The organism is Arthrobacter sp. B2a2-09 (genome assembly GCF_027587375.1).
Taxonomy (GTDB): domain Bacteria; phylum Actinomycetota; class Actinomycetes; order Actinomycetales; family Micrococcaceae; genus Arthrobacter.
The window spans coordinates 72,722-89,117 of record NZ_JAMXIC010000002.1 but is presented as its reverse complement, the minus strand read 5'-3'; the positions used below and the strand labels follow the sequence as shown (position 1 = coordinate 89,117).

At 63.1% G+C, this 16,396-nt stretch carries 13 protein-coding genes; 6 read left to right on the top strand and 7 right to left on the bottom strand.

Features of this window, described 5'->3' with window-relative positions:
• Positions 1 to 290: 290 nt before the first annotated feature.
• The 3 genes from NFJ07_RS02510 to NFJ07_RS02500 form a co-directional block, all read right to left on the bottom strand.
• Positions 291 to 2,456, bottom strand: a complete 2,166-nt coding sequence (locus NFJ07_RS02510; protein ID WP_269992257.1) for an amylo-alpha-1,6-glucosidase — start codon at positions 2,454 to 2,456, stop codon at positions 291 to 293.
• A 614-nt stretch (positions 2,457 to 3,070) separates the two neighbouring features.
• Positions 3,071 to 3,529 carry an acyl-CoA thioesterase gene (locus tag NFJ07_RS02505; protein ID WP_269992256.1) on the bottom strand — a complete coding sequence of 153 codons (459 nt, stop codon included), beginning with the start codon at positions 3,527 to 3,529 and terminating at the stop codon, positions 3,071 to 3,073.
• Positions 3,530 to 3,797: 268 nt separating this feature from the next.
• A complete protein-coding gene (locus NFJ07_RS02500; RefSeq protein ID WP_269992254.1) occupies positions 3,798 to 4,499 on the bottom strand; it encodes a FadR/GntR family transcriptional regulator in 702 nt (233 codons plus the stop codon).
• 621 nt (positions 4,500 to 5,120) lie between these two features.
• Between NFJ07_RS02500 and aceA the strand changes: the two genes are divergently transcribed.
• From aceA to NFJ07_RS02480, 3 genes are all read left to right on the top strand, one after another.
• Positions 5,121 to 6,431, top strand: coding sequence for an isocitrate lyase (gene aceA, locus NFJ07_RS02490; RefSeq protein ID WP_269992252.1), 1,311 nt, complete (start codon positions 5,121 to 5,123; stop codon positions 6,429 to 6,431).
• A gap of 106 nt (positions 6,432 to 6,537) precedes the next feature.
• Positions 6,538 to 8,184: a malate synthase A gene (aceB, locus tag NFJ07_RS02485; protein WP_269992250.1), complete on the top strand. Its 1,647-nt coding sequence runs from the start codon at positions 6,538 to 6,540 to the stop codon at positions 8,182 to 8,184.
• A 746-nt stretch (positions 8,185 to 8,930) separates the two neighbouring features.
• Positions 8,931 to 9,161 (top strand): hypothetical protein, encoded by a 231-nt coding sequence (locus NFJ07_RS02480; protein WP_269992248.1) that lies wholly within the window; start codon positions 8,931 to 8,933, stop codon positions 9,159 to 9,161.
• 397 nt (positions 9,162 to 9,558) lie between these two features.
• On the opposite strand, the gene NFJ07_RS02475 is transcribed toward NFJ07_RS02480, so the two are convergent.
• Positions 9,559 to 9,804 (bottom strand): transposase, encoded by a 246-nt coding sequence (locus NFJ07_RS02475; protein WP_442865271.1) that lies wholly within the window; start codon positions 9,802 to 9,804, stop codon positions 9,559 to 9,561.
• 147 nt (positions 9,805 to 9,951) lie between these two features.
• Entirely contained in the window at positions 9,952 to 11,082 is a 1,131-nt protein-coding gene (locus tag NFJ07_RS02470) for an epoxide hydrolase family protein (protein WP_269992247.1), read from the bottom strand.
• Positions 11,083 to 11,198: 116 nt separating this feature from the next.
• Between NFJ07_RS02470 and NFJ07_RS02465 the strand changes: the two genes are divergently transcribed.
• Positions 11,199 to 11,885 carry a TetR/AcrR family transcriptional regulator gene (locus tag NFJ07_RS02465; RefSeq protein WP_269992245.1) on the top strand — a complete coding sequence of 229 codons (687 nt, stop codon included), beginning with the start codon at positions 11,199 to 11,201 and terminating at the stop codon, positions 11,883 to 11,885.
• Positions 11,886 to 12,407: 522 nt separating this feature from the next.
• Here NFJ07_RS02465 and NFJ07_RS02460 read toward each other — a convergent pair.
• Positions 12,408 to 13,328, bottom strand: a complete 921-nt coding sequence (locus tag NFJ07_RS02460; protein WP_269992244.1) for a DUF3592 domain-containing protein — start codon at positions 13,326 to 13,328, stop codon at positions 12,408 to 12,410.
• Between the two features lie 223 nt (positions 13,329 to 13,551).
• Between NFJ07_RS02460 and NFJ07_RS02455 the strand changes: the two genes are divergently transcribed.
• Both NFJ07_RS02455 and NFJ07_RS02450 read left to right on the top strand, forming a co-directional pair.
• Positions 13,552 to 14,043 (top strand): hypothetical protein, encoded by a 492-nt coding sequence (locus NFJ07_RS02455; protein ID WP_269992243.1) that lies wholly within the window; start codon positions 13,552 to 13,554, stop codon positions 14,041 to 14,043.
• A gap of 9 nt (positions 14,044 to 14,052) precedes the next feature.
• Positions 14,053 to 14,601, top strand: a complete 549-nt coding sequence (locus NFJ07_RS02450) for a hypothetical protein (protein ID WP_269992242.1) — start codon at positions 14,053 to 14,055, stop codon at positions 14,599 to 14,601.
• Positions 14,602 to 15,095: 494 nt separating this feature from the next.
• Here the strand turns inward: NFJ07_RS02450 and NFJ07_RS02445 are convergent, their stop codons facing one another.
• Entirely contained in the window at positions 15,096 to 16,328 is a 1,233-nt protein-coding gene (locus NFJ07_RS02445; RefSeq protein WP_269992241.1) for a YncE family protein, read from the bottom strand.
• Between the last annotated feature and the right edge of the window lie 68 nt (positions 16,329 to 16,396).

Sequence of the window (16,396 nt, the reverse complement as noted above, 5' to 3'; positions counted from 1 at the left end):
GTCCGGGCGGTTTGTTTCGACGGAATCTACCACGCCCGGGGGCCCAGGGGTCGCCTGGGTGAAGGCTGAGATCGCGAAGATGGAGTTCCTGCGCTGCCTGGGCGCAACCGCAGTGGACTTGTCGGTTTTGCCGGCCGAGCGGCGTCGATTCCTGGCAACGATGGGCCGCTGAATGACCACCCAATCGTAGGCCCGGCGCGAGCCGGAGCGCCGCTACCCGATCCTGTTGTGAATTCCGTAGCGATCCTCCTCGGGCCGGTTCCCGCGTCGAAGGTTTCAGCGGCCACCATTTATCTCTGCTTTGTCCTCTGCTGCACTTTGGCCTGCTCAACAAGTTCGGCCATCCACGGTCGGTGCCCGCGGTGGAACACCATGCCCTCCGGCAGCCCGTGGACTGAAGCCCTGGAACCGGCAACGTCGATGGTGATCCGCCCCCCGGCCAGAGGCGCGTTTTTGATGTGCAGGCCGCCGTAGGTTTTCGGGAGTGCCGGGTCCATCCACAGGCCGCCTTGGGATACGTGCGCGTCATAGCGCATCAGGCTCGTCACCAGATGAATCGGTGTGGTCGCTGCCCACGCCTGCGGCGAGCACGCCGTCGGATAGGGCACAGGTGCGGCTAAATGCTCCCGACCAAAGCCGCAGAACAGCTCCGGCAAGCGGCCGCCGGAGTACTCGGCCGCTTCCAGCAGGGCGGTCGCGATCCGCTGCGCTTGCTCCACGAACCCGTAGCGCATCAACGCGAGCGTGATAATTGCATTGTCGTGCGGCCATACCGATCCGTTGTGGTAGCTGGCGGGATTGTAAGCGCCCATGTCGCTGGCCAGGGTCCGCAAGCCCCAGCCGCTGAACATCTCCGGGGACATCAGCCGTTCAACCACCTGTGGGGCCTTGTCCTCATCCACCAGGCCGAGCCACAGGCAGTGGCCCATGTTGGACGCGCATGCGTCGACCTGTCGCTTCTTGCCATCGAGGGCGATGGCGTAGTAGCCGCGCTCGGGGATCCAGAACTGCTCGTTGAACTTTTTCTTCAATTGCGCCGCCCGGCCGACGAGTTCGCCCGCGAACGCCGCGTCACCGGCGTCGTACGCCATCCAGGCGCGGGCCATGTACGCGGCGTAGACATATGCCTGCACTTCGCAGAGCGCGATCGGCGGCTCCGCCAGGGTCCCGTCGGCGAAGTTGATCCCGTCCCAGGAGTCCTTCCAGCCCTGGTTGATCAGACCCTGGTCATTGAGGCGCTCATACTCGACGAACCCGTCGCCGTCCTTATCCCCGTAGTCCCGGATCCACGCCAGCGCCCGGTCCGCGTGCGGCAGGAGCGCCGCGATGGTGTCCTTGGCGAATCCCCAGCGGCTGACCGCCCCCAGCACCACCACAAACAGCGGGGTGGCGTCGACGCTGCCGTAGTAGGCGGACTTGCCACCCAGGGACAGTCCGCTGGAGACACCGAGCCTGACCTCGTGCAGGATCTTGCCCGGTTCCTCCTCGCTCATCGGATCCACCACGGTGCCTTGGCGGTCCGCCAGCGTCTGAAGCGTCCCCAGGGCCAGAGAGGGGTCCACCGGCAGCGCCATATGCGAGGCCAACAGCGAGTCCCGGCCGAACAGGGTCATGAACCAGGGCGCCCCGGCGGCCACCACCACACGGTCCGGATGGTTCGGATCCTCGATGCGCAGGGCGCCCAGGTCGTCATAGCTGCGCCGCAACGTCCGTTCGATGGAGCGGTTTCCCATCTGCAGCACCGGGATTTTGGCCACCCACTCCTGCCGGCGCCGGTCACTCGGGGACAGCTCACCGGCGGCCGGATGCACAAACAGCATTCCGGGGTTGATTCCGTCAACGAGGGGCACCACGCTGACCGCCGTGCTCCACTGCCCGTGGGGCGGGACAACCACCCGGTACGTCAGGGCCTCAGCCGTGACATCGGCCCCCGCCGCTTGGATGACGACGCCCTTCCGGGTATCCTGCCACGCTGCCCGGATGGTCAGCGCGTCGCGATGCGGAGATCGGGTCTCATCCCAGCGCCGCAGGATCCGCGCCTCTTTCACCTCGAAAAGGTCCGCGAAATCGGACTCGATGCTCAGGGAAACAACGCATTCCGCAGGATCCAGGCCATAGTTCCGTACCGTGATCTGCTCCAGGATCCCCGCGCCCACCTCGCGCAGCCGATCCACGAGCAGCGGGCTGTCCGCGTACCCGTCCAAGCGGGCAACACGGGAGACAAACAGCGCCCGGTACGGCTCCTTCGTCTCCGCAGCCAACGGCTCCAGCCCGCGACCATTTATGGTCAGGCTCCAGCCGGACAGGATGCGGGTGTCCTCGAAGAAAACCCCGTGCGGAGATTCAGGATGGATATCGCCGTTCGGCGACGAGATACAGAAGGACGTGCCCTCCACCAAAGTGACAGTCCCGGCACCTAACGGCCCAGCGGCCGTATCAGCGTTCCACCCTGCCATCCAAGCTCCTTGACGAGAAGGCCTGAGACACCCAGCGCCCAACGCCGCCTTCATGGTTTTAATGGACGCTACGCCGGTCTTCCCCCTAGCGCCAGAGAAGCCCCGGTCCCGGTGCGACATCGAGAGGGTGCATTTCAGGTCGGGAGCCGAGGGACGGGCCGGGCGGAAGTAACGAGGCACCCACGAGAGCGAACGCGCATCGGTTGGCCGGACAGGTCGCCTCGAGGTGTCGGTTTGCGACCCGGCCTTGTCGCTGACCGGATGTCCACTTGTTGGGTTTCCAGGCTGTCCAGCCGGGGTAGGGCTTTCGGTCCACCCGGGGCCGTGTTGGGCAGGCTGGCCGGTTCGTCGGGACTGTCCGGTTGTCCAGTGAAAAGACACCTTCACAGTGATCGCTTCGAAGCATGCATCCTGGGAGCGGAACCGGTGCGTGGAGTCGGATCATCGCTAGCCCATCGCTGACCCGGATACTGCAAGAAAGAGATCTATGGGCCGGCAGCCAGGGCTGAGAAGCGCATGACTTTCAGGGTGCCCAGACTGCCGAAGGATGACGGGTGCTTACGCGGGAGGGATTCGGTCGCGAACCGTGGGATACCGCGCGGGTTCGCGCAGACCTATGGCCCTTCCGGCAGGTCATGACGCTGGGGCTGTACTGTTTCCGTAAGGTGGTGTTTGGGGATGCGGTCGCGGTCATAGCTGATGTCCGTGTAGCCGTGAGGCTCCGGTTTGCCTGACAGGCTGAGATTTACGAAGATGATCTCTTCGATTGTGAGGATGCTTTGCCGGGTGATCATGTTTCGGACCTCCGCCCGCATGGTCAGAGACGTCCTCCCGAAGCGGGTGGCCGTCAATCCCATCTCAATCAGGTCCCCCTGTACGGCAGAACTAACAAAATTGATCTCCGAGATGTATTTGGTGACTGCACGGCCGTTGCCCAACTGCAGGATGGCATAAATCGCGGCTTCCTCATCAATCCACTTCAGCAGGCTTCCGCCAAAGAGCGTCCCGTTAGCATTTAGGTCTTCCGGGCGGACCCATTTGCGGGTTCGGAAAGTGATGTCAGCAGATTCCATAACCTGACCCTAACTGAGACGGGGCGCCGGGTCCCCGAACGCTCGGAAGGCTGCCCTGGTCATGTCCTGCCACCCCATCCGATGAGAGCCCTCGAATCATGTTTGCGGACCCCGGATTCCGGCTGTTGATGGATTTGGCAGATGTTCGCGACGCATCGCTCGTAAAACAGTTTGCATTGTGTATTTGTGTTCGCAGGATAGGAGATCTCTATTCGCAGGGTTGGCGCAAGACCGTGATCGGCGGTCCAGGCTCCACAGAAGACGATTCTTACCTCAGCAGTTCAACGTCGGAAACGAGTTCGATATGGGAGAGCATCGCTTCCGCTGCGGCATCCGGGTCCTGCACTCGGATTGCATCGGCAATCTTGCGGTGGGAGGCGAGGGACTGCTCCGGGCGTCCTGGCTGGCCCAGGGATTCCATACGGGTCTCCAGAATCATTTCTGCGATGAAGGTCATGAGTTGGGCCATGACCGCGGAATGGGCTGCCGCCGTGACCGCCTGATGGAACAGTTCGTCACCCTGCAGGCCCCGTCCGCCTCCTGCGATGTCGACGGCCATCGCTTCCAACGCTGAGTCGATGGCATCGAGATCGGCATCGGTGCGCCGGATCGCGGCGAGGCCTGCGAGCTTCACTTCGAGCGTACTTCTCGCCTCAACGATTTCCGGAAGCCTGTTCCGATGCTCCCTGAGGCTCTTGATCACTGTGGCAATCCTGGGCCGGTGCACGAGCACGGCTCCGGTGCCGTGCTGCACGTCGATGACTCCTAGAACCTCCAACGCCACCAGGGCCTGGACCAGGGTGGCCCTGGACACACCGAGCCTCTCCGCCAAGTCCCTTTCCGCCGGCAACAGATCCCCTGGGCCCAACTGTTGGACCTCTATATAGTCCAGCAGCTGTTTCACAAGCTGCTCATAGAGACGCGGCCTGGGGACGCGGCTTAAAGGCTCTGCCGCCCGGTTTTCTTTCACTGTGCCCCCTCGAATACAACGTCTTGACACAAGTCTACACGGAGGAGTATTGACAAGGTCACCAGCTGTACTAGAGGATAGTCCAGTGAGCCAGTGCTTCGGGTCACATTTTTTTCACTCCGGAGGAACAAAGATGTTCGCTGATCGGTCTCCAGGCCCCGACCCTGTCCGTGCTTATGGGCCGGGGAGCTGGCGGCGGTGCGCTGGCATTGCTGTTGTCCCCTTTCCGCCGGAAGGGGCCAGCGGCATTGTCCACCGCAGCACCGAGTTTGCCCCCGCCTGTCCGCCGCCCAGGGTGGGTGTGACCGTCGCATCGCTCTCTGCCGATGGTCACGTCGACGACATCGTCGACGAACGCCACGACGCCGGTACGAACGTTCCACCCTGTCCGGCACCAATGTGGACATCCTGCTTCCCCAAAGGATCAGGAAGTATCGCGAACCAGGACACCGGGACCGGCGGCGGTACCACGACCACCGTCGTCCCCAACCGCGTAACCGACGGCTCCGGCGAATCCCGGGACTGTAGAGCGGGAGACTCGCCCGTATGCCGCCCCCGAATGGCGGTCGGGACCATAACCAAAGTGGAATCAGCATCCACCACCGTAGAAGGAGACATCACATGACGCAGAAACAGAATCAGCAGACCATGGCGCTGGACGCCAGGAACCTGGAGCTTGAGTGGGCTGCCGACCCGCGTTGGGAAGGCGTCACCCGCGATTACTCGGCCACCGACGTCGTCCGCCTCCGCGGCCGCGTCTCCGAAGAACACACCCTGGCCAGGCGCGGCTCCGAGAAGTTGTGGAAGCAACTCACGGAAGAGCACAAAGAAGGCAAGTACACCAACGCCCTCGGTGCCCTGACCGGTAACCAGGCCGTCCAGCAGGTCAAAGCCGGGCTGCGGGCGATCTACCTTTCCGGTTGGCAGGTAGCCGCCGACGCCAACAATTCCGGCCACACCTACCCGGACCAGTCGCTCTACCCGGCCAACTCGGTCCCCACCGTCGTCCGCCGCATCAACAACGCCCTGCTCCGCGCCGACCAGATCGAATTCTCCGAAGGCATCCAGACCGTCGAGGACTGGCTGGTCCCGATCGTCGCCGACGCCGAAGCCGGCTTCGGCGGCCCCCTGAACGCCTACGAACTCATGAAATCCATGATCCAGGCCGGCGCCTCGGGCGTGCACTGGGAAGACCAGCTCGCTTCCGAGAAGAAGTGCGGCCACCTCGGCGGCAAGGTGCTCATCCCCACCCAGCAGCACGTCCGGACCCTGAACGCCGCCCGTCTCGCGGCCGACGTCGCGGGCACCCCTTCGGTGATCATCGCCCGCACCGACGCCGAGGCAGCCACCCTGATTACCTCCGACGTCGACGAGCGCGACCAGGAATTCACCACAGGCGAACGCACGGCTGAGGGCTTCTACAAGGTCCGCAACGGCATCGAACCCTGCATCGCCCGCGCCAAGGCCTACGCCCCGTATTCGGACCTCATCTGGATGGAAACGGGCACCCCGGACCTTGAGCTTGCCCGCAAGTTCGCCGAGTCCGTCAAGGCCGAGTTCCCGGATCAGATGCTCTCCTACAACTGCTCGCCGTCGTTCAACTGGCGCAAGCACCTGGACGACGCCACGATCGCGAAGTTCCAGCGCGAACTCGGCGCCATGGGCTTCACCTTTCAGTTCATCACCCTGGCCGGCTTCCACGCCCTGAACTACTCGATGTTCGACCTCGCCCACGGCTACGCCCGTGAAGGCATGAGTGCCTACGTCGAACTCCAGGAAAAGGAATTCGCCTCCGAGTCCCGCGGCTACACCGCAACCAAGCACCAGCGCGAAGTCGGCACCGGCTACTTCGACGACATTGCTACTGCGCTCAACCCGAACGCATCCACCCTGGCCCTGGTGGGATCCACCGAAGAAGGCCAGTTCCACTAACGGCCCCTCCGTCCCGTCCCGGTCCCGCCCCTGCGGCCAAGGCGACCTGGTTTCAGGCCTTGGCCGCAGGGCCATCCAAACTCCACCCGAATCAGGAGCGCCCTCCATGAATAGCTTCACCGACACCTTCACCCTTAACGGGGTTACGTTGACTGCCCAGCCCATCGGCCGCCAAAGCGAAGTCCTCACACCCGATGCCCTCGAGTTCGTGGCACGGCTGCATCTCGCAACGGAAGACCGGCTTTCCGGGCTGATGCAGCTACGGGAGGAGAAACAGCAACAGGTTTCCACAGGTCAGGATCCGCGTTTCCTTCCCGAGACCGCGTGGATCCGCAATGACCCGAACTGGCGTGTCGCTCCTCCGGCCCCGGGCCTGGAGGACCGCCGCGTGGAGATCACCGGGCCGGTTGACCGGAAGATGACCATCAACGCGCTGAACTCCGGCGCCAAGGTCTGGCTGGCCGACATGGAAGACTCCTCCACCCCGACCTGGCGCAACGTCATCCAGGGCCAGCTGAACCTCACGGACGCCCTGGAACGCCGCATCGACTTCACCTCGCCCGAGGGCAAGGAATACAAGCTCCGTGCCGCCGGGGATCTGCCGACCATCGTGGTGCGGCCGCGCGGCTGGCACCTGCCCGAGAAGCACATGCTCATCGACGGGAAGCCCGTCGCCGGTGGCGTGGTGGACTTCGGTTTGTTCTTCTTCCACAACGCCCGCCGCCTGCTCGCCCAGGGCAAAGGCCCGTACTTCTACCTGCCCAAGATCGAGAACCACCTGGAGGCCCGCCTCTGGAACGACATCTTCATCCAGGCCCAGGACCTCCTCGGTATCCCGCAGGGCACCATCCGCGCCACGGTCCTGATCGAGACCATCACCGCGGCGTTCGAAATGGAAGAGATCCTGTACGAGCTGCGCGATCACGCCTCGGGCCTGAACGCCGGCCGCTGGGACTACATCTTCTCCGTGATCAAGAACTTCCGCACCCGCGGCCCCCGCTTCGTGCTGCCGGACCGCGCCCAGGTCTCCATGACCGCCCCGTTCATGCGCTCCTACACCGAGCAACTGGTTAGGGCGTGCCACCGCCGCGGCGCCATGGCGATCGGCGGCATGGCCGCGGCCGTTCCCAACCGCAAGGACGAGGCTGCCAACACGGCAGCGTTCGAAAAGGTCCGTGCGGACAAGACCCGCGAAGCCGGCGACGGCTTCGACGGTTCCTGGGTTGCGCACCCGGACCTGGTTCCGTTGTGCCGCGAAGTGTTCGACGGCGTACTCGGCGATCGTCCGAACCAGCAGGACCGGCTGCGTGAGGACGTCGCACCGGATGACCTTGCGCTGCTGGACGTGGCAGCCACCCGCGGCACCATCACCGAGGCGGGCATCCGGACCAACATCGAGGTGGGCATCCGGTACATCGAGTCCTGGCTGCGCGGCAACGGCGCCGTCGCCATCCACAACCTCATGGAAGACGCCGCCACCGCGGAAATCTCCCGCTCCCAGCTCTGGCAATGGATCCACACCGGAGCCATCACCCAGACGGGAATGGTCATCACCAGGACGTGGATCCTCGAAACCATCAACGGGGAATTTGCCAAACTGGAACGCTCCAGTGGGGACCGCTTCGTCGATGCCCGGGACATTTTCGAAGAAGTGACCCTCGGGCAGGATTTCGTCCCCTTCCTCACCGTCCCGGCCTACGCCCGATATCTGCACGAGGACAGGGGTCGCGAGTCCGCCGACCCCGTCGACTAGAAGGGGCCTGAACCGTGTCTTCGGTCGGATTCCCGCACTCCGTCGCAACAGGAAGCCCGAAAGCCGGGCGCAGGGAGTCCGGCCGATTCGGTGGACGTATCACGATTGCGATCCGATCTGCCGGCACATGTTCCACGTATCGTCCGCCGATGGGCGATACGTGGGGCACGAGCCCACGGTGCTCCTGTTTCCGCGCTGATCTCCCTCACCGAACAGCGGTCGTCCTGCTCTCCCTGCAGCGGGCATGCCTGCCCAGGACCGCCACTCCAACGGAAGGCAGTCCTGAACCGCCCATGCAACGAAAGCCACATCCTGCCTCACCGCCGAGCTAGACAAGGGGCCACAACATCAGAAGAAAGGAATACTCATGCAACGGACAATAGCCATTGCGCACCTTCAACCGCATCCAACCCCCGGCGCCCGGCAATGCAACTCCGGCCATGGGAAAGCCACGTTCGTCGCAGACTGGACCGCGCTCAAAAGAGGCGACCGGATCTGGATCCGCCACAAGGGACAAACCACCGTGACCGGGAGCGTCGACGATCGAACATACGACGGAAATATCCTCTGGGCCCTTCCGCACGGCACATCAGAACGCAAAATGTACCACCGCAGCGACGGGGATGAAGTCTGGAGTCCTCAGGAACCGGCTCAGGCCGCAACCCAGCTTCAACTCTCTGCTCGACGCCGCCCAGACCTGACAGAGCCGGACGCCATAGCACCAGCCACTCGAAAGTGAGACCCAAATGATCAAGATGACCTCCGACTCCGTTGTGGAAGTCACCGCCAATACACGAAAGGCACTCGAAAAGGAGCTGGACAACGCCGTCGACATCCTCTCTCGACAAGCTCGGGAGCTGGGTCGACAGGGCATCATGGTTACGCGACACAGCTACACGACATTCACTGTCGCTATCAGCGAAGACGTCCCGTATGGACGGACCGAGGAACGAGAGCAGTGGCGGCCGACACCCTAGTGCTGCCCCGCCGCTGCCAAACGGGTTTCCTGGGCTCGTAAGGTCCCCTTGGACGCCACCCGGTTCGCCAGGCCGCCACAAGGACCGCGCTTTGGCTCCGGTGCATGTACCTGGCGCCCTCGCAGAGCATGGCAAGTGGGACGGAGAATTCGCCCTCTCGTAAGTTCAGGACGGCTTCCTCTACGCGTAACGTGGCCCTCCGTAACGCCCGGCCCGGCCCATTCGTAGGTGCGATCGATCTCAAATGAGACCTCCTCAAATGTTGGTTTGGAGACCGTCGAAATGTCATCCAAACAAACTGAATTGGATGTTCTCGCCCCAGGGGGCATCTGTAGTGGGCCCCACCCCAAGACTTCCGTGGATCGAGATTGATCGGTTGTGACCGGTCCTAGGTATGTCAGCCTGATCCAGAACCTGTGGCCAGATCGTAAATCAAAGCCTCAGCGGTTTCCCGGTCAGAGAGCCCCTGCAACGTCTGCAACACCAGCACCGACCCGACCACCGGCGCCGGAACTGAAGGCCGGCCCCGCCGCGATGGAAAGAGGTCCTCCATCATGGAATCCGGGAAGAGACGTCCCCGATGCTTGGCCAGAAAGGCGAAGACACTGGCCGGAGCCAGCAACTCTTCGGCCAGCGCCTCCACATCCAAATACCCGCGTTGTTCGTCCTCCCGTCTCCTTGCCGTGTGGGTCGCGCGGCGTAAGGGGGCATGGGGGCGGACGGAGGAAGCCGCCAAGGCCCTGCCTTGGCGGCCCTGTTCCTGTCGAAGAGCTGTTATCCAAGTAGCCCGTTATCCTGCGACAGGCGCCGCGACCTGACTGTAGAAGTGGTGGATGTCGGCCGAAAGTGCCTCCGGCGACTCGTGGGCCGCGTAGTGGCCATGGTCCGGATACGCGGTCCAGGCCACGATGTTGCTGTGGTCACGCTGGGCGAAGCGCCGGATCGACTGGAAATCCCTGCCGCCCGCGGCGAGGGCGACAGGCACCGTGGTTGGTCCTTCCGGGCGTTCCTGGGACTTGGCCATCTCGTAATAGAACCGCACCGACGACGCCAGGGTCCGGGTGAACCAGTAGACGGCTACGTTGGCCACAATGAAGTCGTCGTCGAGTTCGTCGCCGAAGAGCTGGCTGTTCCAGCCAAGTAGGCCTGCCGGAGAATCAGCGAGGGCATGGGCCAGTGTCTGCGGAGCCTGGGACTGCAGCTGGTTGAAGGCGCCCATGTTCTGCCAGAACCAGTTCAAATGCTCGATCGCGGCTTCTTCCTCAGGCGTCAGATCGGTAAATTCGACCGGATCGCCGGTGGGGAAGGAGAAAAGCTGCGTGACGTGGACACCAGCGACGTGCGTGGGGTCGATGCGTCCGACTTCCGGCGAGATGATGGACCCGCCGTCATTCCCCACCGCCCCGTACCGTTCGTAGCCAAGCCGCGACATGAGTTCCACCCAGGCCTTGGCCACGCGATACTGGTCCCAGCCACGCTCCGTTGTGGGGCCTGAGAAGCCAAACCCGGGCGTCGACGGAACTACCACGTCGTAACCGGCAGCGACAAGAGGTTCGATGATGTCAAGGTATTCCACAACCGAACCGGGCCAACCATGGGTGAGGATGAGCCCCGTTGCACCCGCTTTGCCGCTTCGGACGTGCAGGAAGTGGATGTTCTGGCCATCGATTTCTGTGGTGAACTGCGGGTAACTGTTCAGCCTGGCCTCGAAGGCACGCCAGTCGAAGCCGTTGCGCCAGTGGGCCGCGAGCCGCTGGACCCGCTCCACCGGAACTCCATAGTCGGCCCCGGAGTCCGGGATCTGATCCGCCCAGAGGGTCCGGTCCAGCCTCACATTGAGGTCATCCAGCTCCGACTGGGGAATATTAACCCGGAACGGACGGATGCTGCTGTTGCTGACTTCCGTTGATGCCTTTTCCATGTCTACTGCTCTCCTTGGCCGAGGGCCTTGCTACCGGATTGAAACGGAACGGTTTATTCCGTTCTGGTTAACCATAACGGAACGAAGCATTCCGTTCAAGTGTTATTCTTTAAACCATGAGCACTTCACAGGAACTGGCGGGATCAGCCTCCGGCCAAGACGCGACTGCGGGCCTTAGCGGCCGCAGGGCCGAGGCCGTCCGGAATGACCAGTCCATCCTGGCCGCGGCTCGGGCCGTCTTCATGCAGAATCCGCAGGCGCCCGTTGCTGCGGTGGCGAAGGCGGCGGGCGTGGGCATCTCCGCGTTATACCGCCGTTATCCAGGAAAGGAGCAGCTGCTGCAAAAGCTTTGTGCTGACGGGCTCAGGACATTCATCTCGGTTGCCGAGCGGCATTCGGATGCACAGCCGGACCCCTTCACGGCGCTCAAGGAGTTTGTCCGGGGCATCGTCGATGCGGACGTGCATGCACTGACCGTCAAACTAGCGGGAACCTTCACGCCAACCCCGGAGCTCGGCGAGCTATCCTCTCAGGCAGGCATTCTGGGCGGGGAGATATTCAACCGCGCCCTCGAGGCCGGAACGCTGCGGGCAGATGCCGATGCCAACGACATCCCCATGATCTTTGAACAGCTCACCGCCATTCGGCTTCTCGACCATGCACGCACAGCAGCCCTCCGCCACCGTTATCTGGACGTTCTGATGGACGGGCTCCGCGCCAACCCGGCTGCGGGCACTCTCTCAGCGCCGCCTCCCAGCAACGTGGAGCTCGGCGAGCGTTGGGTACCCCGCCCGGGGTCCTGACGCGGTCCACGTCCTCCCGCCGCTACGAGGCGTGCCTGGTGCAGCTGCTTCGAAGCTCCACCGGCGGAAGTTAACTAAGGATCAGACCGGCCCTAGTAGCCCGGATGAGCAGGCTCGTGGACGCCCTCCCAACCACGCGCGGACGTTCCTGTTCCGATGTTCGAACTCCAAGCCAGGGGGCTCGCGGCCGGCCGGACGTCAGCCTGGCCACAGGTTCCTATGAAGCAGGCCGCCTCGAGACATACCCCTCCCTACGGATACAGTGCGGCCACGGGGAGAATCGTGTCGCGGAAATCTCAGACAGTTTTGGGTGAACCGGCACCTTGAGCACTGTTCCAGTTCCAAGGTTCTCTCGGGGTCCGACAGGACTCCGGCAAGTAATGGACATCGTTTGTGCACGTCAGGCAGGTCGGGCGCCACTCTGCCGTGGGCCACGGGTGTGGTCCTTGTGATTACAGCCGTCGGAGGCCCGGTAGTCCTGAAGCTGTCGTACCGTGCTCATGTGGGTGAGGGGTCTGGGCGTCATAGGCCGATGGCGCGGAGTTGGAAGTCGTTGGGAACCGAGAAGCTTACGAGGTGGAGCCGGTGCTCGCCTTTGACGGAGACTGCGGCGTGTGCCGCTCCGTCGGCGAGGAGGGCAAAGTCGAGGATGTCGCCGGGTTTGGGTTTCGGTCGTGGGCCTCCGTCTGTGAAGTCCATGGTGAAGATGCGGTCGTTCCCCGTGGTGTCCTGGGCTTCCAGGTACAGCGTCGTGCCGCTCTTGGACTGCGTCCGGCCCCGGACGGTGGCGAGGAGTTCCTGCCATGGCGTCTCTTGGGAGAACAGGCGCTTTGTGTTGCGGTAGGACAATGCCGATAACAGCAGGAATAGGCCCAGGAACCCGGCCATGATGGAGGCGATGATGGCTATGACCTTCCATTCATTCTCCCGGGGGTACCCGTGCCCGAGGACGGCGACGTCACCTGGGTTGTCGGAGTTGAGAGCGAGCTGGACCTGCGTGCCGGGTTGGAGGGCTGCCTTGCAGGCTTTGCCGGAGTCGATGGTGGTGTGCTGCTGCTGCCCGCCCAGGGTGTAAGCAATGCCGAGAGTACACAAGTAGTCGCCGCCCTTGTTGCGGTAGGGCTGCTGGCTCGTCACGGTGCCGCCCGTGCGGACGGACCCGGCTGTGAAGGGCGCCAGTGCCGCGCTGAGTCCGAACCCGGCGGCGATCACCACAGCGGTGAGGGCAACGGCGAACGCCGCCACGGTCAGCCGCATCCTTCGACGCAAGGAACTGCCCGGCCAAGCCGGCGTCTGGTGCGCCAGGTGCGGGCTGGCCTTCAGGTGAACACTGTCCGGCAGCGCGACAGACCAGGACTCCTCGCCACCGACCATTTCGCGCGACGACGGCAGTACCTCGCCGACGGGCTCAACGGGCACATCGTTCCCCTGCCGATCCTTCATTCCCCCACCTCTCGTAGAACCACGGGCAGTCTATTCCACGGGTGCCGGGGCCCGGCGGGGCACGCCGCGCCCCCTCAAGACCACCGGTGCCGGCCTTCGAGCGCATGGATCGGTATTTCCCGGTGGGTCAGCAACCTTCAATGACACTTTCGGTTTACTAACTGGTAGGTTGTCGGAATTGGGGGCGCAGTGGGCGCTCCGCGCGCTGAAACGGACTTCCCTGATGAGTGGTTACTACCCGCAGAACAATGACCTGCCGCAATCGTACGGGCCGATGGCGTCGCTCTCTTCCCCGGAGATGAAGCGCCTACGCTCGCTGCGGACCACGGTCGGGGTCTCGTGCCTGATCCTCACCGCCGGGGCCGGGTTCTACACGGGCCTTGACCTGTCTTTGCTAAGTCGCTTCGGCGGCGCCACGGACATGGTCTTCGCTACGTCCGCTGCAGGCTACGCTGCCGCTGCCGCCGCCTACCTCGGAATCGGCATCTGGGTGCTCGTCACCCGGAAGACGACGTCGAAGGCTCCACTAATTGCCGCGGCGGCGGTCGCCTGCATTGCCGCGGTCCTTCTGCTGCTGGGGCTGGTGACGTCCCCTGCCGGGAACCATGCACCGCAATACGGCAGCCTCACGGTGAACCTCCTGATGTTCATGCGCGCCATCACGGCCCTGCGTATCCGGCCGGTTCCCGTCGCCGCACCCGCCGCGCGGTTCTAAGGGAAGCCAATGTTCGCACGGGCAAACCCGCAAGAAACTGCGCAACTCATCGGGCGGATTCTCACAGCCGCCGCAGTTGCCCTCACGGCAGCGGGCTGCACCTATGTCGCACCGGCAGCCCAGCCCAACAACCCAACCCCGGCGGTGTCTGGAGCGTCGACTCCCGGTCCGACCCCGACCTCAGTGGCCGCCTCGTGGGGTGCCCCGTTGTCGGGCCGGTTCATTAGCCAGGGCACCCGGACTGTCGGCGTCGTGCACATCGCGGGAACAGCAACGGGTGCCACCCTCACGCTGGAGGGCGTTTCAACAACCCCGAACCCGGATTTGAAGATCATCCTCAATGAAGGAGCCCTGTCCAAAGACACATCAGGGGACATGGTGGTCCAAGACCCGAAGTTCATAGACCTCGGAGCCCAGTTGAAACCCGGGCCCGGCTCCCAAACTTTCGAGCTGCCCCCGTCCCCGCCCTTCACAATCCGAAGCGTCACGATCATGGACCCGCGGACGCACATCGCCTACGGGACAGCCGACCTGACCCCCGACCCGACCATCAGGTAACCGCCGCTTTGCTCAACAGGCGTTTGACGAGCGGAAAACGTGGAGGGCGCATCACGACCGGTTGGAATTACCCAACCGTCGTCATTGGCGTGGTGCTCATGCTCCGGTTCTTTGCGGTCGCTCTTCAGTTGAGACAACTGGGGCAATTGAAACTCGACACCGACGAATCAATTTCCGCGGGCACTCTTCTGCCCATTTGACGTGAGCTGAGAGCGTCTGGTTTCTTCGTTGCGGACAGCGAGAACGCCAACCCATCCGCAACGAAGAAACCAGACACGAAGCACTTCGTGCACCACACAGCACAGCGGGCACGGGCCGGGACTGATCCCGGCCCGTGCCCCGGCCGGGCTTACATTATGAGAACAGAAAGCCCGCACGCCACCGGCATCCCTCGTTGGTCAATCCTCCAGGTGTGGACATGGGCGGGAGGCCGTCGCACTTGATGCGTTGCCGGGCAACGACGCCAGGGTTCGACGGACGGCCTGAGTGAGGAATCACCGTGTTCCTACTACTTGGATACCTCCGTCCGGAAAGGCGGAGACGCCCGGAGCGAACGGAAGATAGACTTGCCCAGATGCGCTGTCTACAGCCACTGAATGTGCGTTAGCGCCGGTCGGTAATGTATAGCTGAGGGCATGGGTGGCCCCGTCCACAACTCCAAGGGACGGCACCTGCCCGGTCGCTGAGGAGACTCCACCGGGAACCCAATGGCGTCCTGACAAGAAGTACTTGTTTGAAGCGGCGTCATAATCCACTTGATCCTCGCCGGCGAAGGGAACCTTGGCAAGGGTTGCAAGGGAGGACCTGTCGAGAATGAGAGACGTCAGGGCTTTCCCCGCAGGCGGGTCGCAGCCGATCAGCATTTCATTGTTCGGCCCCAAGACCATGCCGGTCGGATTGCAGTCGCCGAGCGGGGCTGACCTGCTGACGGCTGGAGCACCGGCGACCACCGAGCTGGCGGGAATGGCGTCGATTTGACCGTGCGGGTTGGTGGGGGTGCCGTCGTTGTTGATGTTGAAGGTCTTGGACTTGGCGTCATACTTGCAATCTTCAAGGCCGACTGAATCTTTGAAGTCGAGGTGTCCGACGATGGTTTGTGTTTTCGTGGAAATGAAGGTTACAAAGGGCGGCGAGTCTCCCGGACTGGCGAACATGGCGAGGTTGTCATCGGGATCGTAGCAGCCTTCATCAACACGGAAGCCGTTCGCACTGACGGGAATGTTTTTCGTTACTTTCTGCGTGGCAGTATCAACCACCTTCACTGAATTGACATCTCCGACATATATCGTTCCGGCGCCCGGGACTGCGACGATTCCGTCAGGGCCCGAGGTGTCAGGGTCCTTTCCGTTTCCGGCGAAACCGCCGGTGATCTGTGCCTCCAGCTTGTTGGTCTTGGTGTCGATGACATCAACGGACTTGTTGTTGCGGTCCGTAACGTAGTACTTACCTGCTTCGACGGCGCCGATGTCGAAGCTGAAGGGCGGGGTTTTCGAATTAGGCACGGCAATGGTTGCAACGGTACGGGGCGTTGAGTTCCCCTTGTCTCCGACCGCACCGGCAGCAGTATTTCCGCTGCCGCACCCAGTCAGTGCAATTGAGCCTGCGACGAGCAACGCGGATAGAATTCTGATCTTCAAAAGATTCTCCTTGTTCATGGATCTGCAAAGCCGTTCTTTTGCCCTGCAAATTTCTTGCGGAGGCTGCATGCTCCTTTCTTCATGGATCACTGCAGGTCGTCATAGACCGCTGCAGGGTGAAGCGGAAGTCCGACCGAAATGTCCGCCCGGTCGCCAAC